The sequence below is a fragment of the Kitasatospora sp. NPDC034533 genome (assembly GCF_055575155.1).
In genome coordinates, this window is sequence record NZ_JBVITE010000016.1 from 131,130 (window position 1) to 151,714 (window position 20,585).

Genomic DNA, 20,585 nt, shown 5'->3' on the forward strand with positions numbered 1-20,585 from the left:
GGGTTCGCTTTGGCCCCACTCTCTTCCCTGGCCTCCCTGACACCCCTACATTGGGGTTCTTCGCCCCCCTCCCCCCCCCCCCCCCCCCCCCCAAACCCCCCCCCCCCCCCCCCCCGCCGGCGTCCGACGGCCCGGGGAGGGCCGGCGCGGCGGCGGACGGCGGAGCGGGCTGGCCCTCCGCCGTGCCGGAGTCCGGCCCGGTGTCCACCGAGTTGTAGATCAGCAGCAGCCCGACCGCTGCCGCCGCCATCCCCGCGCGCAGCAGCCGGGGCATTCCAGAGGCGGGACCGCCCGTCATTCCTCTCCTCCGCTCGACCGGTTCCACGACGGTCCGCCGCCCCCGGCGCGCCCGGCCCCGTACGGGGGGAGGGCGGCGCCCGGGGGCGGCGGGTAGCAGGGCGTCAGGCGTCAGGCGACCGCGCCGGAGGAGCGGCGGCCGCGGCGCAGGGCGTACGCGCCGGCCCCCAGGCCGCCGAGCAGCAGCACCGCGCCGGAGGCGAGCCCGCCACCGGACAGCGCCAGGCCGCCGCCACCGGTGTGCACGCCGCCGTGCGGGCTCTTGTGGTCCTCGTCCCTGGCCTCGGAGCCCTTGTGGTCGTCGCCGCCCTTGTGCTCGTCGGAGCCCTTGTGCTCGTCGCCGCCCTTGCGGTCGTCGCCGCCCTTGTGCTCGTCGGAACCCTTGTGCTCGTCGCCGCCCCTGCGGTCGTCGGAACCCTTGCGGTCGTCGGAGCCCTTGTGCTCCTCGGAGGCACCGCCCTTCCTGTCGTCGTTGATCCTGGAGCTGTCGGAGCTCCGCTCGGGCTTGTCCTGCTTCTCCTGCCAGGTCAGGTTCTTGCCCTGGTCGGCGGCGCCGTCGGCGAAGGCGATGGGGGTACCGACGGTCAGCGCGGCGGCGACGGCCGCGCCGGCGAGCAGCGTGCGTGCAGAACGCATGAGGATGATCCTTCCGGCGCACAGGACCGCGACTGCCGGCACGGTGCCGGGCAAGGGGACTCGCGGAGGAGGCGCCTGATCCAACGTCAACCACCGTGCGGCCGCCTGCCACCGGAGCGTGGCAGCGTCGGTACGGGGAGTGATCCCTTCGGGTGGAGTCCCGGGTGTGTCCACCCGGCTGGGCGAGGGATCCGGGTGAACCCGCGCGCGCGGCGGCCGTCCGTGCCACGGGCACGCGTGGGCCCGCCCCCGGCGCACGGCCGGGGGCGGGCCCATCGGGAGCCGCCGGGTCAGCGGTCCCAGCGGTAGAACTCCCGCGCCATCGCGTCCTTCGGCTCCCGCCAGGTGGCCGGGTCGTAGGCCTGCACGTAGGCGGTCAGGCGGTCGCTGACGGTGCGGAACTCGGGGTGTCCGACGACCTTGGCGACGGCCGGGCCGGGCGGCCGGTCGGCCTCGATCAGGTGCAGGTAGACGTCGCCGAACTGGAAGAGGCTGCGGCTGGTGACGCCGATCAGGTGCGGCAGCTCGCCCTGGTCGGACTCGGCGAACACCTCGGCGATGTCCGCGGCGGCCTCGGGCTTCATCCGGGCGACGATCAGCGCCCGGTGGACGCCGGTCACAGCTCCGCCGCCCGCTTCTCGACTTTCTCCCGGATCAGCTGCATCTGGATCTTCGAGTTCCGGTCGATGTGACTGGTCATGCCCTCGTCGTCGACCGGGGCGGTGGGCTTCATGGCGAAGTCCTGGATCCAGCGCATCCTGGTGCCGGCCGGCACCTGCGCGTACTCCCAGCGGATGTCCATGAACTCGAACGGGCCGGGCTCGACCCGCCGGGCGCGCACCGACAGCGAGTCCCGGTCGGTGGTGCGCTCGGAGACCCAGCTCCACACCTGGCCGTTCTCGTCCGGGTGCATGGTGAGCCGGAACCGCACGCGGGGGCCTTCGCGCTCCAGCACCTCCACCGAGGCGTACTCGCTGAACAGTTGCGGCCAGTTCTCCAGGTCGTTGGTCATCTCCCAGACCAGGTCGAGCGGAGCGGTGATGACGATCTCGTTGTCGGTGTGTCCGGGCACGTCAGGCTCCAGTCTTCGTGGCGAGGGAGGCGTTGACCAACTGCAGGAACTCGGCCGGGGTCTTGGCCGACTCGGCGCCCGAGGTGACCTTGAGGCCGTGCTGGTTCTCCAACTCGCCCACCACGCCGAGCAGGCCGAGCGAGTCGACGCCGAACGTCTCGAACTGCGCGCCCGGCCGCTCCAGGTCGCCGGGGTCGACGGTGACGCCGGCCCGGGCCTCCAGCAGCGCGGCGAGTTCCGGATAACTGAGGGTGTTGCTCACGGGGTGTCCCTTCGGAGGAGTGACGGGTGGGTCAGGGCCGCGCCCCGCGCCGCAGCACCAGCGCGGAGTTGGAGCCCATCAGCCCGCGGCTGAGCACCAGCGCGGTGTTCAGCTCGGCCGGACGGGCGCGGCCGGTCACCAGGGCGAGGTCGTGGCAGACCTCGGTGACGTTGGGGGTGGGCGGCAGGACGCCGTCCTCCATGGCGAGGACGGCGGCGGTCACGTCGAGCATCGGGGCGCCGCAGTAGGCGCGCCCGGTACCGGTCTTGGGCGCGGTGACCGGGACCCGCTCGGCGGCCGGGCCGAGCGCGTCGGCCAGGGCCAGGGCCTCGGCCCGGTCGGCGGCCGGCACTCCGAGGGCGTCCGCGAAGACCACGTCGACCTCCTCGGCCGCGATGCGGGCGTCGTCCAGCGCGATCCGGATCGCGGCCGCCAGCCCCTCCCGGGACTCCGCCCAGCGGGAGGCCCCGGTGAAGGTGGTGCCGTGCCCGGCCAGCCGCGCCCGGACGTGGGCACCGCGCCGGCGGGCCGCCTCCTCGTCCTCCAGCAGCAGCATCGCGCCGCCCTCGGCGGGCGAGAAGCCGCAGGCCTGCGCGGTGAAGGGCAGGTACGCCCGGTCGGCGTGCTCGGCCAGGCTCAGTTCGGGGTAGCCGAGCTGGCAGACCATCGAGTACGGCGCCAGCGGGGCCTCGGCGGCGCCGACCACCACCGCGTCGGTGCCGCGCTCGATTGTGCGGGCGGCGTGCGCGAGGGCGTCCAGCCCGCCGGCCTCGTCGCTGGCCACCACCGCGCACGGGCCCTTGTAGCCGCCGCGGATCGAGATCTGGCCGGTGCTGGCCGCGTAGAACCAGGCGATGGACTGGTACGGGCCGACGAACTTCGGTCCCTGGCCCCACAGTTGCTGGAGTTCGCGCTGGCCGAACTCGCCGCCGCCGGAGCCGGCCGCGGTCACCACGCCGACGCCGTAGGGCTGTTCGGGGTCGGGCCGGAACCCGGCGTCCGTCACCGCGAGGTCGGCGGCGGCCATCGCGTAGTGCGTGAAACGGTCGGTCTGCACCAGGAAGCGGTTGTCGATCGCGGACTGCGGGTCGAACCCGTTCACCTGGCCCGCGATCCGGAGCGGCAGCTCGGTGCAGCCCTCGCGGGATATCCGGTCGAGGACGCTCACGCCCTGCCTGGTGGCCTTCCAGAAGGCGTCGGCCCCGACGCCGTTCGGAGCCACCACGCCGAGGCCGGTGACCACCGCCCGGCGGTTCTGCTGACGTGACGTCATGGAACTCACCCCGTTCTGTTGAGCACGACGGCGGACTGGAATCCGCCGAATCCGCTGCCGACCGAGAGGATGTGGCTCAGCGGCAGCTCGCGCGCGGTGCGCGGCACGTAGTCGAGGTCGCACTCCGGGTCCGGAGTCTCGTAGTTGGCGGTCGGCGGGACGACGCCGTGGGCGAGTGCCAGGGTGCAGGCGACCACCTCGATGGCGCCGATCGCGCCGAGCGAGTGCCCGACCATCGACTTGATCGAGCTCATCGGGGTCTCGAAGGCATGCGCGCCCAGCGAGCGCTTGACCGCGGCGGTCTCGTGCCGGTCGTTCTGCTTGGTGCCCGAGCCGTGCGCGTTGACGTAGTCCACCTCGGTGCGGTCCACCCGGGCGTGGGCGAGCGCGTGGTCGATCGCCCGGGACATCTCCAGCCCCTCCTTGGTGAGGCCGGTCATGTGGTAGGCGTTGCCGAAGGTGGCGAAGCCGCCGATCTCGCCGTAGATCCGGGCGCCGCGGCGGCGGGCGTGCTCCAGCTCCTCCAGCACCAGGACGGCGCCGCCCTCGCCGAGCACGAAGCCGTCCCGGTCGGCGTCGAAGGGCCGGGAGGCGTGCTGCGGGTCGTCGTTGCGCTCGCTGGTGGCCTTGATGGCGTCGAAGCACGCGACGGTGATCGGCGAGATCGGGGAGTCGGAGGCGCCGGCGACGCAGATGTCGGCGCGCCCCTCCTCGACCGCCTGGAAGCCGTAGCCGATCGCGTCCAGCCCGGAGGTGCAGCCGGTGGAGACGGTCTGCACCGGGCCGTGCGCGCCGGTCCGCTCGGCCACCGCGGAGGCCAGCGTGCTGGGGGCGAAGGCCCGGTGCAGCTGCGGCTCGGCCCGCCGGTGGTCCACGTCCCAGCGCGCTCCGGCCGAACTCACCAGGGCGTAGTCGTGCTCCAGCCGGGTGGTGCCGCCGACGGCGGTGCCGAGCGAGACGGCGATCCGCCACGGGTCCTCGGCGGCCAGGTCCAGACCGGCGTCGGCGATCGCCTCGTCGGCCGCGACCATCGCGAACTGCACGTAGCGGTCGGCCCGTTGGACGTCCGCCGGGCCCAGCCCGTGGGCCGCCGGGTCGAAGTCGACCTCGGCGGCGATCCGGGAGCGGAACCCGGCGGGGTCGAAGAGCGTGATGCCCCGGGTCGCGGTGCGGCCGGCCGTCAGCAGGTCCCAGAACGCCGGGACACCGACCCCGCCGGGCGCGACCACACCGATCCCGGTGACGGCGACGCGCCGGGTCACGAGCCCGCCTTGACGTGTTCCGGCGGGCCGGAGGTCACGCCCTCCTCGGTGCTCACGTGGCCGAGGTCGGGCCGCGGGGCGAGCGGCCCCAGGTGGAAGACCATCCGGGCCTCGGTGTCGCCGACGTTGCGGAAGCGGTGGCGCATGTTGATCGGGATCATCAGTCCCTGGTCGGGCTTGAGCGGGTGGGTCTTCCCGTCCAGGTCCACCTCCAGGTCGCCGCAGACGACGAACACGAACTCCTCGGAGTACGGGTGGTAGTGCTCGTTGATCCGCTCGCCGGGCTTGACGATCGCCAGGCCCGTGAAGCCGCTGGTGGCGCCGCAGCTGGTCGGCGTGAGCATGGTGCGCAGCTCGGCGCCGTGGCGGCGGTTCTCCGGCGCCTCGTGGACGCTGACGATCCGTGGGTACTGCGTCGTGGTCATGGAGGTCTCCCGTGGGGTGGCGGAACGTCAGTTGTTGATCGGGTCGGCGGACCGGCGGTCGGTGACGGGCGTCATGGAGCGGGCGGCGAGGAAGGCGCCGAGCCCGGCGACGGTGCGCAGGTCGCCCTGGGGGCCGAGGTCGAGCAGCCCGGCGAGCACGGCCGCCTGCCCGTCGTCGGCCACCCCGAGGGCTGCCGCCGGGTCGGCCTCGGCCGGCACCCGCAGGTCGACCAGGCGCACCACCACGTCCTCCCGGTGGAAGACGGTGGCCGCGGCGACCGGCCCGGTCGGGTCGGCGGTGGCCAGGTTGTCGTGCTCGGCCAGCAGCTCGGCCACCGCCTGCCCGCCGCCCGGACGGACCGGGTAGAGCACGGCGTGCCGGTGCAGCCGGGCGGAGGCGGGAGAGCTGGCGATGGCCTGGTGACGGGCGGGCAGCGCGGCCCTGGCGAAGAACGCCCGGGCGGCCTGCGGGTCGCCCAGCTGCCGGGCCTCCTCCAGGTGCGGGTTGAGCGCCTCCTCGACGGCCCGCACCTCGGGCTGCATCGCCACGTGGCGCAGCGCGTCGCCGAGGTCGCCGATGACCTCGACGGCGCGCACCACCCGGTTGCCGAGCATGAACAGCGAGGTGCGCCGCAGCCGGGTGTGCTGGTCCACCTCGGCCCGGGGGGAGGCGTAGCCGGAGAGGATGCGGGCCACCTCGGGCTCGCTGCCGGGCTTGACCGTGAAGGTCAGCGCGTGGCGGACCACCCCGTCCGGTCCCGGTTCGGCCTTGGGCGGGCCGACGTGCCCGGCGGGCACGGTGCGCGGCAGCCCCGGTGGCACCTCGATCGGGGCCCGGGTGCCGGTCGAACCGGCCGCCGAGGTCTCGCGCAGCACGGCGTAGCGCAGCGAGGTGAAGTTGTCGCTGACGCAGCCGTGCATCGGCTTGACCATCTCCCGGTGGGCCGGGCTGTCCACCCAGGTCAGAAAGGTCTCCTGGTCCTTCCACTCGCTGGTGATCAGCCACTGGCGCGGGTCGTTGATCGACTGGCACAGCTGGTCGCTGACGTGGCCGGGGACGGAGGCCACCTGGTGGCGCAGTTGCTCGTACACGTCGAGGAAGCGCTGCTGGGCGCCGTCCTGGATCTCCAGCATCAGCACGACCCGCAGCCGGGTGTCGGCCTCGTCCTGTTGCTTCGGCTGGGGTTCGGACAGAGTTGTCATGATCCACTTTCTGCTCAGGGCCGCACGCTGGGGGCCGTGTCGGCCGCGCCCGGCGGGTGCTCCCCGGCCTGGGAGGCGGTGCGACGGCGGTTCGGCCGGGCAGTCGGCGCCAGGCCTGAGGTCGATCGTGGGCGGCGCACCGGGCGCGGCGCGAGATTTGCGGGCCATCCGGGCGAAGGAGCGGCAGGGGCCCCCTCGGGCGGGGGATGGAAGAGCGGGGCCCCCGGTCGAGCGGGCCCGTCGAGGGCGGCGCCGAGCCCAGTCGCCGGGCCGCGCAATCACCGGACAGGGTGGAGCAACTGATGAATCCGAAGGTTGACGACCGGGTGCCGGTCCTGATCGTGGGCGGCTCGCTGGTCGGGTTGTCGGCCGCCCTCTTCCTCGGTCGGCTCGGGGTCAGGCACCTGCTGGTCGAGAAGCACGCCGACACCTCGCACCACCCGCGCGGGCGCGGCAACAACGTCCGCACCATGGAGCTGTACCGGGTGGCCGGGATCGAGCCGGCGATCCGCGAGGCGGCCTCGGTCCTCGCCCCCAACCACGGCATCCTCCAGGCGCCCTCGCTGACCGGCGCCGAGCAGGAGTGGCTGTTCCGGGAGATCGACCCGGGCGGCCGGCTGGCCCGGTTCAGCCCCAGCTCCTGGTGCCTGTGCAGCCAGAACGACCTGGAGCCGGTGCTGCGCCGGGCGGCCCGCGAACTCGGCGGGGACCTGCGCTTCGGCACCGAGCTGCTCTCCTTCGAGCAGGACGCGGACGGCGTCACCTCGGTGGTGCGCAGCCGGGAGAGCGGTGAGGAACGGGTGGTGCGCTCGGAGTTCCTGATCGCCGCGGACGGCCCGCGCAGCCCGGTCCGCGAGCGCCTGGGCATCGGCCAGACCGGCAAGGGCGAGCTGTTCCACAACGTCAGCATCACGTTCCGGGCCAAGCGCCTGGCCGAGGTGGTCGGCGACCGGCACTTCATCGCCTGCTACCTGACCAACCCGGAGGCGGACGGCGCGCTGCTGCCGGTGGACAACCAGGAGGAGTGGGTCTTCCACGCGCCCTGGCACCCCGAGCACGGCGAGCCGCTGGAGGCCTTCACCGACGAGCGCTGCGAGCGTCACATCCGCACCGCCGTCGGCCTGCCGGAACTGGACGTCGAGGTGACCGGCCGGGCTCCCTGGCACGCCGCCGAGCGGGTGGCGGAGCGGTACGGGGTGGGGCGGGTCTTCCTCGCCGGGGACTCGGCGCACGAGATGTCCCCGACCGGCGCGTTCGGCTCCAACACCGGCATCCAGGACGCCCACAACCTGGCCTGGAAGATCGCCGCCGTGCTGTGCGGCTGGGCCGGGCCGCGGCTGCTGGAGACGTACGGGCAGGAGCGCCGGCCGGTCGCGAAGGTGACCGGCGAGCGGGCCTCGGCCCGCTCCGCCGAGCACAGCCACCCGGGCTACGCGGTGGCGCCGGGCGTGGGCCGGCAGGCCGGCGTGCTGGCGGTGGCGCTCGGCTACCGCTACCCGGTCGGGGCGGTGATCGGCGCGGACCGCGACGGTCCGGTGGTCCCCGAGCAGTTCGAGTCGACGGGCGAGCCGGGCAGCCGGGCCCCGCACCAGTGGCTGCGGCGCGCGGGCGTCAAGCTCTCCACCCTGGACCTGTACGAGCAGGCGATGGTGCTGCTCACCGGCCCCGGCGGCGTCGACTGGCAGGAGGGGGCCCGGCGGGCCGCCGACCGGCTGGCCGTCCCGCTGGACGGCTACCGGGTGGGCGACGGCCCGGAGGACGACCTGGCCCCGGAGCCGGGGACGGACTTCGCCGCGCTGCACGGCATCGGCCCGCAGGGCGCCGTGCTGGTCCGCCCGGACGGCTTCGTCGCCTGGCGATCGGCCGGCCCCGCGCAGGACGCCGAGGCCGAGTTCACCACGGCGCTGCGGACGGTGCTGGGCCTCTGAGACACGCGGAAGGGCCCGCCGGTCGCACGGCGGGCCCTTCCTGTCGTCGTCGGTGCTCAGTGGCCGCCCTCGTCGACCACCTCGACGTCGGCGATCTCCTGCTCGATCGCCTCGGCGGGCAGCGCCACCCGGATCGCCCAGTAGTAGATGACCACCGAGAACACCGCCACCACGGCCATGTCCCACCACATCGGCAGGTGGCCGGCGCCGTCGCCGAAGCCGCCCTGCCAGGAGATCACGCCGAGGCCCACCAGGTAGGGCGGGAGCCACTGGGCGGACTTCCAGCTCAGCCGGGGGGCGTTCGGCAGGCCCTTCCTGATCGCGTACGCGGCGTAGCCGCCGAGCAGGACGTAGCCGAGCACGATCGCGATGCCCAGCCGGGCGAGGGTGTGCCAGCCGGACCAATAGATGATCAGGCTGGAGACCACGAACGCGGCCGGGGAGATCAGCTCGCCGAGCGGCAGCCGGTAGGGGCGCTCGTGGTCGGGCAGCCGGCGGCGCATGGCGCCGAAGGCCAGCGGGGCGCCGGCGTACATCAGGACGCTGGCGGAGGTGATGAAGCCGACCAGCTCCTGCCAGCTCGGGAAGGGCAGGAAGCAGATCACGCCGGTGACGAAGGCGATGACCAGGCCGAACCACGGCACGCCGTTCCTGTCCAGCTCCTCGAAACGCTGCGGGGCGTAGCCGTTGCGGCTGAGACCGTAGGAGATGCGCGAGGTCGAGGTGGTGTAGATCAGGCCGCTGCCGCCGGGGGAGATCACGGCGTCGGCGTACAGCACCCAGGCCAGCCAGCCGAGGCCGACCACGGTGGCCAGGCCGGCGAAGGGGCCGTCGATGCCGGGGAAGTCGAGCTTGTCCCAGCCGTTGGCGAAGGCGCTGATCGGCAGGGCGCCGATGAAGACGACCTGGAGCAGGGTGTAGATCAGGCTGCCGATGACGACCGAACCGAGCACGGCCCGGGGGATGTCGCGCTTGGGGTTGCGGCTCTCGCCGGCGAGCTGGATGGCCTGCTCGAAGCCGAGCAGGGCGAAGATGATGCCGCTGGTGCTGATCGCCGCGAGCACGCCCTTGGCGCCGAACGGCGCGAAGCCGTGCGAGGTGAAGTTGGAGCCGTGGAAGTTGGTCACGGCCAGCACGAAGATGGTGAAGAGCGGGACGAAGATCTTCAGCCAGGTGGCGATGTTGTTGGTGCGGGCCAGGATGCGCACCCCGAGGAAGTTCACCGCGACGAACACCGTCATCAGCACGGTGGCGACGGCGAAGCCGCTGGCGGTGAGGGTGTTGTTGTCGTTGAGCAGGCCCTCTGCCCAGTGCCAGTGCCGGGCGTAGCCGATCATCGCCTCGACCTCGATCGGTGCGACGGTGGCCGCCTGGAGCCAGGAGAACCAGCCGAAGGACATGCCGGCCAGGCCGCCGAAGGCGTAGTGCGGGTACCGGGCGGTGCCGCCGGAGACCGGGAACATGCTGCCGAGCTCGGCGTGCACCAGCGCGAGCAGCACGATCGCGACCGTGCCGATGCCCCAGGACAGGACGGCGGCCGGGCCGGCCGCCACGACGCCCTCCTTCGCGCCGAACAGCCAGCCGGAGCCGATGATCGAGCCGACCGAGGCCCACATGAGGCCGATGAGGCCGACGTGGCGGCGCATGGTCCGGTGGGGGGTACCGGATGAGGAACCGGTGCCCTGGTCGGGCGGCGAGATCTGGTTGAGGGAAGCCATGAACGATCTCTCTGTGGGTGGGGGCTCCGGGGTAGGCGGAGCGATGAGAGTTGCCACACAGTAGGACTTATCGGCGCCCCGTGCACAGATTTCATTACTGAATATTTACATTCTTCTTTGGACGTCCTTGCAGGTAGGGGCCGTGGTCCCTTCCGGTCTCTTACGTATTCGATCGATTACCCGGGAATTCCGGCCGGTTGAGGTGGGCCCGCATGATAGACGGTTTATTCGTCGATGGGAATAGTGGCCTCCGTACAGCGGAGTGCCGTCACTCCGCCAGATCGGACGGGTCGGTGTTGGCGCCGCAGAGCAGGACGGCGACCCGCTCGCCCTCCGCCTGGCCGAGGCCGGCGAGGGCGGTGGCGGCCGCGTACTCGACGGCGATCCGGCGGTCCGCCCAGAGCTGCCGGCGGGCGCGCACGATGGCCCCGTCGTCGACCAGCACCGAGCGGACGCCCCCGTGCGCGGCGGCGTCCACCGCGAGGGCGGTGGCGCGGCGGGCGCCCAGTGCGTCCTGGGCGACCGAGTCGACCGGGACGTCCACCGGGTGGCCGGCGGCCAGGGCGGCGTTCAGCGCGCGGCTGCCGGCCGGCTCCACGGCGAGCACCCGGACGCCGTGCTCGCGGGCCGCCACCGCCACCCCGGCGAACAGCCCGCCGCCGCCGACCGACACCACCACGGTGTCCAGCCCCGGCACCGCGGCGCGGATCTCCGCCAGGACGGTCCCGGCACCGGCGGCGATCAGCGGATGGTCGTACGCGTGCGAGGACAGCGCCCCGCTGCCGGCCGCGAACTCCTCACAGGCCGTCAGCGCCTGCGCGTACTCCCGGCCCACCAGCCGCACTTCGGCGCCGTACGAGCGCAGCCGCGCCAGCTTCACCGGGGAGGCCGTCTCGGGCAGGAACACCGTGGCCCGGACGCCGAGTCGACGGGCCGCCCAGGCGCAGGCCAGCCCGGCGTTGCCGCCCGAGGCGATGGTCACCCCGGCGTCCGGGAGGGTGCCCGCCCCGGCGTGCGCGAGCAGGAAGTTCTGCGCGCCGCGGGCCTTGAAGCTGCCGGTGTGCTGGAGGAACTCCAGGGCCAGCCAGGTGCGCCCGCCGTCGTCCCCCGGCGCCACCGCCACCGGGCGCACCCGCCCGGCGATCCGCTTCCCGGCGGCCTCGACCTCGGCGTACGTCAGCTGGTCCATGGGTCTTCGCTCCTTCGTCGAGGGTGCGCCGCGCCGTTCCGGGCCCGGCCAAGGCGACGGTACGGCCGGTGACGGGTGAGCGGAAGATCACGCTCTCCCGGGGCGGCCGGGCGGGCGTAGCCTGGTCGGGTGCGTCTCGTGATCCTCGCTCCGCCGGCCCGCTAGCGGGCGGCCCACTCCACCCACTCCGGCCCGACGGGAACCGCCCGCGGCCGGGGCGATGACTGCCGCCCGCGTACCCAGCGGACCAGAACCGGCAACTCATCGTGGAGTACCGACGCATGACCACGTACGCCGCCGTGCCCTTCCGGCGCGGCCTCCTGTCCATCTCCGCCGCCGCCGTCGCCTGGGGCGTGGGCGGCTCCGTGTCCGCGCTGCTGATGCGCGGCAGCGGGCTCGGCCCGGCGGGCGTCTCCTGCTGGCGCTTCGCCGTCGCGGCGCTCTGCCTGGCCCTGCTGCCGAGCCGCGGGCCCCGCGGCGCGCGGGGCGCCGTCCGGTGGCGCCCCGCCGCGCTGACCGGCTTCGGCCTGGCGTTCAGCCAGTGCGCCTACTTCGGCTCGGTGCACTACGCGGGCCTCGGGCTCGGCACCCTGATCACCATCGGCGCCGGCCCGGTGTTCACCAGCCTCGGCGCCCACCTGCTGCTCGGCGAGCGCCTCACCCGCCACGCCGTCGCCGCCGTGGCACTGGCCCTGGCCGGCCTCGCCCTGCTGGTCGCCGCCCCGGCGGCCGGCCCCCGGCCGGCCCTCGGCGTCACCCTGGCCGTGCTCGCGGGCGTCGGCCAGAGCGGCCTCACCCTCTGGGCCCGGGGCGGCGGCTCCGCCCGGGCCGGCACCGGCGCCTTCACCGCCGGCCTGCTCTGCCTGCTGCCGCTCGCGGCGCTGTCGGGGCCCCGGGGCGTCCTGCCGACGGCCGGGGACCCGGCGGTGACCGCGGCGGCGCTGCTCTTCCTCGGCACCGTGCCCACCCTGTTCGCCTACCGGTGGTACTTCACCGGGCTGACCGTGGTGCCGGGCGCGACGGCCGCGGTGCTGCTCCTGCTGGAGCCGGCGACGGCGGCGGTGATCGGCGTGCTGTTCCTGGGCGAGCCGCTGACGGCGGGCCTGGTGGTGGGCTCGGTACTGCTGCTGGCGGCCATCGCGGCGCTGGCGCGCGGGTAGGGGACGCCGCCGGCGCCCCAGGGCCCGCCGCCGCGCCGGATGCGCCGGATGCGCCGGTGACGGGCCCGGGGCGCGGGGCGGGAGCGGCGGCCACCCGGGCGGGCGACGTGTGGTCGCCGGAGGCCCGGCGGCGTGCTGGGGTGGTCCGCATGAACCGCTCACTCCCGGCCCGGGTGGCCGCCGCGACCGCCTCCGTCCTCCTGCTCACCACCGCCGTCGGAGCCGTGGTCGCCAGTGCCGGACCGGCGGCGGCCGGCGGGCGCCGGGACGTCACCGCCGACCAGTGCCGCGACGCGGGCGGCCACGTCGAGGGCAGCGGCTACTGCGCCGACGCGGTCGGGGACGACGACTGGGGCCAGCCCGTCGACGGCCAGGCGGTCAACCCGGATCCCCGCCCCGGCGAGGAGGACTGAGCGCCGCGGAACGGCTCCCCGGCTCTTCGCCGTCTCCGTCGCGCCGCTACCCCGCCGCGCCGCTACCCCCTCGCGCCGCTACCCCGTCGCGCCGCTACCCCGCCGCGCCGGTCACGGCACCGGCCGCAGGGTGACCGGCGCCGGGGTGAGGGCGCGCAGCACGAGGTCGATGCGCACCCTGGCGGCGCCCGCGCGGTGCAGGGCGGCGGCGATCGTCCGCAACTCGTCAGGGCCGGTGCAGGCCAGCCGCAGTTCGAGGTCCGCCTCGCCGGCCAGCGCCAGACCGCTCCGGACGGCCGGGAACTCCGCCGCGAGGCGGTCGAAGTCGAGCGGGACGGGCCCGTGGCTGATCCGGGCGATCGCGTGCAGGGCCCGGTCGGCCCCGGGCGGCCCCTGGGGTGCCGGACCGTCCGGGACGAGCCGTAGCGGGGCGGTCACCGGTGCTGGAGCTGAGCGGCCGGGGCCGGGTCCGGGGCCGGCGGCGCGACGGGTGCGTCGACGGGCGGGGCGACCAGCCGGGGGTCCAGGACCAGGGTGTCGATGCCGAGCGGGGCGGTGAGGTCACGGAGGGCGGGCTCGCCGAGCTCGATGTGGGCCTGCCGGGGGCCGAGGAGGGCGGCGAGGGCCTCGGGGCTGGAGAATCCGACGGCGCAGCGGCGGCCGTCGCGCAGGCGGAACAGGCGGAGTGCGGTGGTGCTTCCGGTACCGGTGGAGGTGACCGGAACGTGCCAGACGGCGCGGGCCATGCGGGTGCTCCCGAGTGGGGTGGTGGTGCCTGCCGGAACTACGTCCTCGACGCTAGGGCGGCTCGGCCGGGGTGTCGCCGGTCCTGACGCGGCGTTGACCGAATGGGGCCGGGCGTTGACGCACTCCTGACGTTCGGCTCACCCGGGTGGACGGCACCGCCCCGAGGGGGCGCCCGGTTTGCCTCCCGTCCCTCGTCGGACGACCGTGGAGGTTGGCCCGTGCCGCCGCCCCCGGACGGCCCGCGGAGCGCCCGCCCGGGGCCGCCGTGCGCTCCGGGACGGGGGGAGGTGGAGCCGGAGGCCCGTGACGAGATATCTTGACGTCAAGACGTTGGAGACGTGAAGCGGAGTACCGATGACTGACTCGACCATCATCTATACGCACACCGACGAGGCTCCGGCCCTGGCGACCTACTCGTTCCTGCCGGTGGTCCAGGCCTACGCCTCGACGGCGGGTGTGCGGGTGGAGACCCGTGACATCTCCCTGGCCGGCCGGATCATCGCGAGCTTCCCGGAGCGTCTGACCGAGGCGCAGCGGATCGGCGACGCCCTGGCCGAGCTGGGCGAGCTGGCCAAGACCCCGAGCGCCAACATCATCAAGCTGCCGAACATCTCGGCCTCGGTGCCGCAGCTCAAGGCCGCCATCGCCGAGCTCCAGGCCCAGGGCTACGCCCTGCCGGACTACCCGGACGACCCGCGGACCGACGAGGACAAGGACGTCCGCGCCCGCTACGACAAGGTCAAGGGCAGCGCCGTCAACCCGGTCCTGCGCGAGGGCAACTCGGACCGCCGCGCCCCGCTGTCGGTCAAGAACTACGCCAAGACCCACCCGCACCGCATGGGCGCCTGGACGGCCGACTCCAAGACCAACGTCGCCACCATGGGCGAGAACGACTTCCGGTCCACCGAGAAGTCCGCCGTGATCGCCGCCGACGGCGCCCTGCGCATCGAGCTGCTCGGCGAGGACGGCACCACCACCGTGCTGCGCGAGGAGGTGCCGGTGCTGGCCGGCGAGGTCGTCGACGCCTCGGTGATGCGCGCCGCCGCCCTGAACGAGTTCCTGGCCGCGCAGGTCGCCCGCGCCAAGGCCGAGGGCGTGCTGTTCTCGGTGCACCTCAAGGCCACCATGATGAAGGTCTCCGACCCGATCATCTTCGGCCACGTGGTCCGCGCCTTCTTCCCGAAGACCTTCGCCAAGTACGGCGAGGTGCTGGTCGCCGCCGGTCTGAACCCGAACAACGGCCTCGGCGGCATCCTGGCCGGCCTGGACGGCGTGCCGCACCTGGGTGCCGAGATCAAGGCCTCCTTCGAGGCCGAGCTGGCCGAGGGCCCGGCCCTGGCCATGGTCGACTCCGACAAGGGCATCACCAACCTGCACGTGCCGAGCGACGTCATCGTCGACGCCTCGATGCCGGCCATGATCCGCACCTCCGGCCACATGTGGGGCCCGGACGGCAAGGAGGCCGACACCCTCGCCGTGCTGCCCGACAGCAGCTACTCCGGCGTGTACCAGGCCGTCATCGACGACTGCCGCGCCCACGGCGCCCTGGACCCGGCGACCATCGGCTCGGTGCCGAACGTCGGCCTGATGGCCCAGAAGGCCGAGGAGTACGGCTCGCACGACAAGACCTTCGAGATCGCCGCCGCGGGCACCGTCCGCCTGGTCGACGCCGAGGGCAACGTGGTGCTGGAGCAGGCCGTCCAGCCGGGCGACATCTTCCGCGCCTGCCAGACCAAGGACCTGCCGATCCAGGACTGGGTCAAGCTGGCCGTCACCCGCGCCCGCGCCACCGGCGCCCCGGCGGTGTTCTGGCTGGACGAGACCCGCGCCCACGACGCGGTGCTGATCGAGAAGGTCAAGCGGTACCTGCCGGAGCACGACACCGAGGGCCTGCAGATCGAGATCAAGTCCCCGGTCGAGGCCACCAAGTTCTCGCTGGAGCGCATCCGCCGCGGTGAGGACACCATCTCGGTGACCGGCAACGTGCTGCGCGACTACCTGACCGACCTGTTCCCGATCCTGGAGCTGGGCACCAGCGCCAAGATGCTGTCGGTCGTCCCGCTGATGGCGGGCGGCGGCCTGTTCGAGACCGGCGCCGGCGGCTCCGCCCCGAAGCACGTCCAGCAGCTGGTCAAGGAGAACTACCTGCGCTGGGACAGCCTGGGCGAGTTCTTCGCGCTGGCCGCCAGCTTCGAGCACCTGGCCGACAGCACCGGCAACGCCCGCGCCAAGGTGCTGGCCGACACCCTGGACCGCGCCACCGGCACCTTCCTCAACGAGGACAAGTCGCCGAGCCGCCGTCTGGGTGGCATCGACAACCGCGGCAGCCACTTCTACCTGGCCATGTACTGGGCCCAGGAGCTGGCCAAGCAGACCGCCGACGCCGAGCTGGCCCAGGCCTTCGCCGGCCTGGCCGCGACGCTGACCGAGCAGGAGTCGGCCATCGTGGACGAGCTGATCGCCGTCCAGGGGTCGCCGGTCGACCTCGGCGGCTACTACCAGCCCGACCCGGCCAAGGCCGCGGCCGTGATGCGCCCGTCGAAGACCTTCAACGAGGCGCTCGCCAACCTCGGCTGAATCCGGTCGGGTTGAGCTGACGGAAGGCCCCGGATCCGATGCGGATCCGGGGCCGTTCGGCGTTCCCGTGCGGACGCTCCGGTCTCAGGCGCGGCCGAACAGGGCGAGGGCGGTGCCGACGGCCTCGCGCAGCAGCAGGTACGGGCCGTGCGCCAGCGGGCCGTCCGCGCCGAGCACGGCGGCCGGGGCGCCGGCCCGGCGGGCGGCGAGGGCGGAGCGGACGGTGTGGAAGCCGTTGGTGACCACCGTGCACCGGTAGCCGGGGCGCTCGGCGGCCATCAGGGCGGCGCTGAACCGGAGGTTCTCGGCGGTGTTCGCGGCCCGCTCCTCGCGCCGGATCCGTCCGGCGGGAACGCCCCGGGCGACCAGGTAGCGGGCCATCGCGGCGGCCTCCGTGCACTGCTCGTGCGGTCCCTTCCCCCCGGTCACCAGGACCAGCGGGGCATGTCCGGCCGCCTCCTCGGCGGCGAGGCGTTCCAGCGCGGCGTCCAGCCGGGCCGCCAGCGGGGGAGCGGGTTCGCAGCCGTCCAGCGCGGCGCCCAGGACCACCAGGTAGTCGGCGCCGGCGGGGACGCGCCGCCGGTGCTGGTACAGCGCCAGCCCGAGGAAGCCGAGCAGCCAGAGCAGGACGCACCCGCAGAGCAGGACGGCGGCGGTCAGCAGGACGTGCATGTCTGTTCGAACGCATCCGACGGAACCACCGTTCCGGAGCGGAACGACCGTTCTCCTGCGGAGAACGACGGTTCTCGTACGGGGAACGGTGGCCCCGGGGGCGGCGGGAACGGCGGAACCCCCGTTCCCGGAGGGGCTTCCGGGAACGGGGGTTCCGTGTCGGGCGGCGGGCTGCTCAGCCGACGGCGTCGGCGGCCGGCGCCGCCCCGGCGGGCGGGACCGCCCCCGCACCCGGGCGCTGGTCGCGCTTGTGGAGCGAGGCCAGGTAGGCGTTGTACGCCTCCAGCTCGGCGTCACCGGTGCGCTCCTCGGAACGGTCGCGGCGGCGGGCGTGCCGCTGCTCCGAGCCCATCCACTGGTAGACCAGCGCGATCAGCACGATCGCGGTCGGGATCTCGCCGAACGCCCAGGTGATGCCGCCGGCCAGCTTCTGGTCCTCCAGCAGGTCCGTCCCGGGCGGCGCGCCCTGCGCGGTGAAGGTGGTGACCAGCGGGTGGGCCGCCATCATCACCGCCACGCCGAAGAAGGCGTGGAACGGCATCCCCATGAACAGCTCGATGATCCGCATCACGTGGCCCGGGCGGTGCGGGCCCGGGTCCACGCCCATGATCGGCCAGAAGAAGGCCAGACCCGTGAGCAGGAAGTGCACCATCATGAAGACGTGCCCGACGCGGTACTGCATCAGGAAGTCGAACAACGGGGTGAAGTAGACCCCGTACAGGCTCGCGATGAACATCGGGATGGTGAACGCCGGGTGCGAGATGATCCGCACGTACCGGCTGTGCAGCAGCGCCACCAGCAGCTCGCGCGGCCCGCGCGGACGGCCCTTGCCGGCCGGGCGCAGCGCCCGCAGCGCCAGCGTGATCGGCGCGCCGAGCAGCAGCAGGATCGGCGTCAGCATGGAGAGCACCATGTGCTGGATCATGTGGGCGCTGAACAGCACCATGCCGTAGTCGTTCAGCCCGCTGCAGGTGACCAGCAGGAGGCTGGCGACACCGGCCACCCAGCCGACCATCCGGCCGACGGGCCAGCGGTCGCCGCGCCGGTACAGCCGGACCACGCCCGCCGCGTACAGCCCCAGGACCACCAGCCCGCCGAGCAGGAACACCCAGTCCGGCGACCAGGTCCAGACGTTCGACAAGGTGAACGGGCCTAGCTGGGTCATCCCGCCGTGGTGGTGCATTCCTGACATTCCGTCGCCCATCGGCGGGTCCTGCTTTCCGTCCTCGTGGTCCCGGTGCGGGTCCGGTTCGCCCCTTTTTGCTTGGCACACAGCCTAGGCGGGCCTTACCTCGGCCCCTCCCCCCACCCCCTCCGTACGGGTGGCTGCCCGCCACGGCGCCGCATCGCTAGACTGACCGGCCGGTCGGCAGGAAGGCTCGGAGATGGCGACGGAACAGGGACGGGCGGCGCACCCCGCGGTCGCGCTGACCGGGGCGACCGGCTTCATCGGCTCCGCCGTGCTGGACGCCCTCGCGGCCCGCGGCGTCCGGGCACGGGCACTGGCCCGCAGGCCGCCGCAGGACGCCGCACCGGGCACCGACTGGGTGCCGGGCGACCTCGCCGACCCGGCGGCGCTCACGGCCCTGTGCGCGGGCGCCCGGGTGCTGGTGCACCTCGCCTCCCGGGTCGACGGCGGAGCCGAGGAGTGCGAGGCGGTGAACGACCGGGGCACCGCCGCGCTGATGACGGCCGCCACCCGGGCCGGGGTCACGCGGATCGTCCACCTCTCCACGGCCGCCGTCTACGGGGAGGGCCCGCACGCCGGCATCGAGGTCGACGAGCTGCCGCCGGCCCCGGTGTCCGAGGCCAGCCGCACCCGGCTGCTCGGCGAGGCCCACGCGCTGGCGGCCGGCGGGTACGTGCTGCGCCCCGGGCTGGTGACCGGGACGGGTGACCGCTGGGTGGTGCCCGCGCTGGCCGAGCTGGTCCGCCGGGTGCCGGTCCGCTGGGAGGGCGGCAGCGCCCGGCTCTCCGTGGTCGACCGCGGCGACCTGGCCCGGCTGATCACCGCGCTCGCCCTGGACGAGCACGCCGCCCCGCCCGGCGTCCACCACGCCTCGCACCCCGAGCCGGTCTGCGGCGGCGAGCTGCTGGCCGCCCTGGACGCCCTCGGCCTGCTGTCCGCCCCCGGTGGCCCGGCCGTCCCCTGGGAGGATGCCGCCGCCTGCTGGCCGCCGCGCCCGGCCGGGTCTCCGAGCGCCAGTTCGGCCTGATCGCCCGCGACCACTGGTACCGCAGCGAGCGGATCTGGAACCTCGCCGCCTGCCCTCCCGGCCCCGGCCCGCTCGCCCGCCTCCCGCAGGCCGCCGCCTGGTACCGCGAGCTGCTCGGTCAGGCGGCTTGAGGCCTGTCCGGCCGGCCGTGCCGGGCCTGCGAGGAATCTCCGGGGCATCCCGCCAGGGCCCATCGGCGAGTCCACCGCGCACGCCCCACCCGGGCCCCCTGGGCCGCGAGCCGCTCGGCTACGCCGCTCTAGCCCCGGACGGGAGCCGGGACCAGGGTGTTCTCGCCGCGCCGTCCGGCGGCGAAGTCGTCGACGTTGCGGACGGTGGCGTCGATGATCTGGCCGACGGCCGTGCGGGTGAAGTAGGCCTGGTGGCTGGTGACCAGCACCCGGGGGAAGGTGACGAGGCGGGCGAGGGTGTCGTCGGTGATGCCCTGGATGGAGCGGTCGGTGAAGAAGACGCCGGTCTCCTCCTCGTAGACGTCGAGGCCGACGCCCGACAGCCGTCCGGCGCGCAGCGTCTCGACCAGGGCGAGGCTGTCGACCAGGCCGCCGCGGCTGGAGTTGATCAGGATCGCGTCGTCCTTCATCCGGGCCAGCGCGGCGCCGTCGATCAGGTGGTGGGTGGACGGCACCAGGGGCACGTGGAGGCTGATCAGGTCGGCGCGGGAGAGCAGTTCGGGCAGCTCGGTGTAGTGCATGCCGAGCTCCACGCAGGCCGGGTTCTCCGCGATGTCCCAGCCGAGGAGGTGGGTGCCGAAGCCGGCCGCGATCCGGGCGAAGCACTCGCCGATCTTGCCGGTGCCGACCACGCCGACCGTCATGCCGTGGACGTCCCGGCCGAGCAGGCCGTCGAGGCGGAAGTCGAACTCGCGGGAGCGGCGGGCGGCGCGGGTGAGGTGGCGGTTGACGGCCAGCGCCAGGGCCCAGGCGTGTTCGGCGACGGCGTACGGGCTGTACTGGGAGACCCGGGCGATGGTGAGGCCGAGGTCGGCGGCGGCGTCGAGGTTGATGTTGTTGAAGCCGGTGGAGCGCTGGGTGACCAGCTTGGTGCCGCCGGCCGCCAGCACCGCGAGCGTCTCGGCGTCCAGGACGGCGTTGACGCTGCTGCTGACGGCCGGGTAGCCGGCGGCCAGCGGGGCGGTGTCGCGGTTGAGGGTCATGTCCAGGCAGCGCAGCCCGTGCCGGCCGGCGAAGGCCTGCTCCAGCAGGGGCCGCTCGTCCGTCTGCACCTCGTACGCGAGGATCTCCATGCCCGCTCCCTCCGGTCGGCCGGTCGGCTCCTGCGGCCACGCTAGCGGGCGGTGCGGCGCGGCGGCCACCGGACGAGCGGCGCCTGCCGGACGCACCGGCCCCCGGACGCACCGACCCCCCGGACGCACCGACCGCCTGCCGGACGCGCGGAGGCCCCCGGACCGCGCGGGGCGGGCTTGGGTTCTAACGGTCCTCGCAACACCCGCGATCTGTGGGAGTTGCGAGGACCGTGGCCGTTGGACGCGATGATCTTTCGGGCTTGAGGGAGCG

At 74.1% G+C, this 20,585-nt stretch carries 20 protein-coding genes; 5 read left to right on the forward strand and 15 right to left on the reverse strand.

Annotated elements, in window-relative coordinates; all coding sequences use genetic code 11:
• Window positions 1-408 precede the first annotated feature (408 nt).
• The 8 genes from ACZ55U_RS14845 to ACZ55U_RS14880 form a co-directional block, all read right to left on the reverse strand.
• A complete protein-coding gene (locus ACZ55U_RS14845; RefSeq protein WP_465526220.1) occupies window positions 409-933 on the reverse strand; it encodes a hypothetical protein in 525 nt (174 codons plus the stop codon).
• A 290-nt stretch (window positions 934-1,223) separates the two neighbouring features.
• Window positions 1,224-1,553, reverse strand: a complete 330-nt coding sequence (locus ACZ55U_RS14850) for a TcmI family type II polyketide cyclase (RefSeq protein ID WP_465526222.1) — start codon at window positions 1,551-1,553, stop codon at window positions 1,224-1,226.
• Window positions 1,550-2,005: an SRPBCC family protein gene (locus ACZ55U_RS14855; RefSeq protein ID WP_465526224.1), complete on the reverse strand. Its 456-nt coding sequence runs from the start codon at window positions 2,003-2,005 to the stop codon at window positions 1,550-1,552. The genes ACZ55U_RS14850 and ACZ55U_RS14855 overlap by 4 nt, the downstream gene beginning before the upstream one ends.
• Before the next feature lies 1 nt (window position 2,006).
• Complete coding sequence (locus ACZ55U_RS14860; protein ID WP_465526226.1) at window positions 2,007-2,267, reverse strand: acyl carrier protein; 261 nt, start codon at window positions 2,265-2,267, stop codon at window positions 2,007-2,009.
• A 31-nt stretch (window positions 2,268-2,298) separates the two neighbouring features.
• On the reverse strand, window positions 2,299-3,540 hold the full coding sequence (locus ACZ55U_RS14865; RefSeq protein ID WP_465526228.1) for a ketosynthase chain-length factor: 1,242 nt from the start codon (window positions 3,538-3,540) through the stop codon (window positions 2,299-2,301).
• Between the two features lie 5 nt (window positions 3,541-3,545).
• Window positions 3,546-4,802 carry a beta-ketoacyl-[acyl-carrier-protein] synthase family protein gene (locus ACZ55U_RS14870; RefSeq protein ID WP_465526230.1) on the reverse strand — a complete coding sequence of 419 codons (1,257 nt, stop codon included), beginning with the start codon at window positions 4,800-4,802 and terminating at the stop codon, window positions 3,546-3,548.
• Window positions 4,799-5,227: a cupin domain-containing protein gene (locus tag ACZ55U_RS14875; RefSeq protein ID WP_465526232.1), complete on the reverse strand. Its 429-nt coding sequence runs from the start codon at window positions 5,225-5,227 to the stop codon at window positions 4,799-4,801. The genes ACZ55U_RS14870 and ACZ55U_RS14875 overlap by 4 nt, the downstream gene beginning before the upstream one ends.
• Before the next feature lie 27 nt (window positions 5,228-5,254).
• Window positions 5,255-6,430: a SchA/CurD-like domain-containing protein gene (locus ACZ55U_RS14880; RefSeq protein ID WP_465526234.1), complete on the reverse strand. Its 1,176-nt coding sequence runs from the start codon at window positions 6,428-6,430 to the stop codon at window positions 5,255-5,257.
• 206 nt (window positions 6,431-6,636) lie between these two features.
• On the opposite strand from ACZ55U_RS14880, the gene ACZ55U_RS14885 reads away from it, so the two are divergent.
• Window positions 6,637-8,358, forward strand: coding sequence for an FAD-dependent oxidoreductase (locus ACZ55U_RS14885; RefSeq protein WP_465526236.1), 1,722 nt, complete (start codon window positions 6,637-6,639; stop codon window positions 8,356-8,358).
• Between the two features lie 56 nt (window positions 8,359-8,414).
• Here ACZ55U_RS14885 and ACZ55U_RS14890 read toward each other — a convergent pair whose 3' ends face one another.
• Window positions 8,415-10,076: an APC family permease gene (locus ACZ55U_RS14890; protein WP_465526238.1), complete on the reverse strand. Its 1,662-nt coding sequence runs from the start codon at window positions 10,074-10,076 to the stop codon at window positions 8,415-8,417.
• A gap of 268 nt (window positions 10,077-10,344) precedes the next feature.
• Window positions 10,345-11,265, reverse strand: a complete 921-nt coding sequence (locus ACZ55U_RS14895; RefSeq protein ID WP_465526240.1) for a serine/threonine dehydratase — start codon at window positions 11,263-11,265, stop codon at window positions 10,345-10,347.
• A gap of 281 nt (window positions 11,266-11,546) precedes the next feature.
• On the opposite strand from ACZ55U_RS14895, the gene ACZ55U_RS14900 reads away from it, so the two are divergent.
• Together ACZ55U_RS14900 and ACZ55U_RS14905 are read left to right on the forward strand one after the other, a co-directional pair.
• The gene (locus ACZ55U_RS14900; RefSeq protein ID WP_465526242.1) at window positions 11,547-12,425 is read left to right on the forward strand and encodes an EamA family transporter; all 879 of its coding nucleotides are present in this window, start codon (window positions 11,547-11,549) and stop codon (window positions 12,423-12,425) included.
• Between the two features lie 149 nt (window positions 12,426-12,574).
• Complete coding sequence (locus ACZ55U_RS14905; protein WP_465526244.1) at window positions 12,575-12,838, forward strand: hypothetical protein; 264 nt, start codon at window positions 12,575-12,577, stop codon at window positions 12,836-12,838.
• 111 nt (window positions 12,839-12,949) lie between these two features.
• Here ACZ55U_RS14905 and ACZ55U_RS14910 read toward each other — a convergent pair whose 3' ends face one another.
• On the reverse strand, window positions 12,950-13,276 hold the full coding sequence (locus ACZ55U_RS14910) for a hypothetical protein (protein WP_465526246.1): 327 nt from the start codon (window positions 13,274-13,276) through the stop codon (window positions 12,950-12,952).
• A complete protein-coding gene (locus tag ACZ55U_RS14915) occupies window positions 13,273-13,584 on the reverse strand; it encodes an SAV_915 family protein (protein WP_465526248.1) in 312 nt (103 codons plus the stop codon). Before ACZ55U_RS14915 ends, ACZ55U_RS14910 begins: the two co-directional genes overlap by 4 nt.
• Window positions 13,585-13,939: 355 nt before the next feature.
• Here ACZ55U_RS14915 and ACZ55U_RS14920 point away from each other — a divergent pair, with 355 nt between their 5' ends.
• Window positions 13,940-16,162 (forward strand): NADP-dependent isocitrate dehydrogenase, encoded by a 2,223-nt coding sequence (locus ACZ55U_RS14920; RefSeq protein ID WP_465526250.1) that lies wholly within the window; start codon window positions 13,940-13,942, stop codon window positions 16,160-16,162.
• A gap of 84 nt (window positions 16,163-16,246) precedes the next feature.
• Here ACZ55U_RS14920 and ACZ55U_RS14925 read toward each other — a convergent pair whose 3' ends face one another.
• Together ACZ55U_RS14925 and ACZ55U_RS14930 are read right to left on the reverse strand one after the other, a co-directional pair.
• The gene (locus ACZ55U_RS14925) at window positions 16,247-16,834 is read right to left on the reverse strand and encodes a YdcF family protein (protein ID WP_465526252.1); all 588 of its coding nucleotides are present in this window, start codon (window positions 16,832-16,834) and stop codon (window positions 16,247-16,249) included.
• 175 nt (window positions 16,835-17,009) lie between these two features.
• Window positions 17,010-18,017, reverse strand: coding sequence for a cytochrome c oxidase assembly protein (locus tag ACZ55U_RS14930; protein WP_465526270.1), 1,008 nt, complete (start codon window positions 18,015-18,017; stop codon window positions 17,010-17,012).
• A gap of 202 nt (window positions 18,018-18,219) precedes the next feature.
• Between ACZ55U_RS14930 and ACZ55U_RS14935 the strand changes: the two genes are divergently transcribed.
• A complete protein-coding gene (locus ACZ55U_RS14935) occupies window positions 18,220-19,050 on the forward strand; it encodes an NAD-dependent epimerase/dehydratase family protein (RefSeq protein ID WP_465526254.1) in 831 nt (276 codons plus the stop codon).
• Window positions 19,051-19,309: 259 nt separating this feature from the next.
• Here ACZ55U_RS14935 and ACZ55U_RS14940 read toward each other — a convergent pair whose 3' ends face one another.
• Entirely contained in the window at window positions 19,310-20,314 is a 1,005-nt protein-coding gene (locus tag ACZ55U_RS14940; RefSeq protein WP_465526256.1) for a 2-hydroxyacid dehydrogenase, read from the reverse strand.
• Window positions 20,315-20,585: the final 271 nt, after the last annotated feature.